2 protein-coding genes are annotated in these 1,241 nt (G+C 42.1%); both read right to left on the bottom strand.

The window, feature by feature from the left end:
- Positions 1-233: 233 nt before the first annotated feature.
- Positions 234-488 (bottom strand): hypothetical protein, encoded by a 255-nt coding sequence (locus ABJF11_RS02760; RefSeq protein WP_348117908.1) that lies wholly within the window; start codon positions 486-488, stop codon positions 234-236.
- 118 nt (positions 489-606) lie between these two features.
- Positions 607-777: a hypothetical protein gene (locus ABJF11_RS02755; RefSeq protein ID WP_348117907.1), complete on the bottom strand. Its 171-nt coding sequence runs from the start codon at positions 775-777 to the stop codon at positions 607-609.
- Positions 778-1,241 lie beyond the last annotated feature (464 nt).

Below are 1,241 nucleotides of genomic sequence, written 5' to 3'. Positions count from 1 at the left end.
GGCTGATAGGTACCGGTAAAATTGTTCGAAGGACACTACAGCACTACCGCAGACTGTGCTGCCACCGAGAGGATCATACTAAATAGGACCTCACTAAAACCTACCAGTATATATTTACCTATTTCTGCTAAAAACATATTTGGTCCTGTCCACTATGGTCCACCGAAATAGCATACCCTTGTTCGGCACCTGGTGTATATATATATCTATATCTCTGCTGGAACCATGGCTGCTTAGTAGCTCGGTTGCGACACACTCGTCGATGTGCTGCCTGCCGTTTCCGAGGCTATCTCATCACTGCCTTGTACAGGTACGTATACGAGTACTTGTTTACATTTTGGCTTCGCTTTCGAGCGCCCATTATTTATTTTCGGGTTGGTTTTGATTTTGATTTTGATTTTGAGTTTGATTTTCAGGTTGATATTGATGTTGATATTGAGTTTGATTTTGATTTTGATTTTGATTCCCGAGCTTATTTTCAACTTCATGTATCGTTGTCATTTAATCATTGCCTTTCAATTTTCAATTCCAATTTTGATTTTTCGTTTTCGCGTTCTGTTTCACTGCTGTGACTTTCGGTTGTGTTGTGCCTCTGATTTATTGCGGTTACCTTTGCGCTAGCAGCGCTGTTGCGGTTGCATTGTCTTTTTTGCTTTCGTCTTTACTTCTTATATTGATTTTCAAATTTTGCTCATCTTTGCTTCCATTTTCATTTTCATTTCCGTTTTCATTTCCATGGCCAAGTTCAGTTTCAGCATCGTACGCACTCCGTTTCATCTTCATGTTTGTTTCTGTGCAGACCAACATCGACTTCATGTGCCGGCAGCTGAAGCTGGGCTTGCGGCCCACAGACTTCGTTCGAGAAATGTCAATTTCCTTCTTCTGCCCGATAGACCTATCTGGTGAGATGTGCCGTTTCGTCTGGCGCTGTGTATTGAAATATCGGAATATCGAACTTCCTCAAAAATCGTATCGATATATCGATATGTTCGTTGCAGTGAAGCATCGAACTACGATATATCGTATCGGACGAACGCATCGAAAATTTCCGATACATGAAATATCGGAGTGTCGAACTTCCTTAGTATTGTCGGAATCCTATTCAAGAGTTTCCGATGGTTTTCGTTGTGTAAGTACGGGAAATGTTCAGTTCCATTTTTTTGTTGTTGGTTGTGGCTCTGACGCGCGGTAGTGCGCCTCACAAAAAAGTTGGAGCTATGTATCCCGGCCGCAGAACGCCT

The sequence above is a fragment of the Reichenbachiella sp. genome, from assembly GCF_039941815.1.
GTDB lineage: Bacteria > Bacteroidota > Bacteroidia > Cytophagales > Cyclobacteriaceae > Reichenbachiella.
The sequence above is the reverse complement of the archived record's forward strand: the minus strand, read 5'-3'. Positions and strand labels throughout refer to the sequence as shown.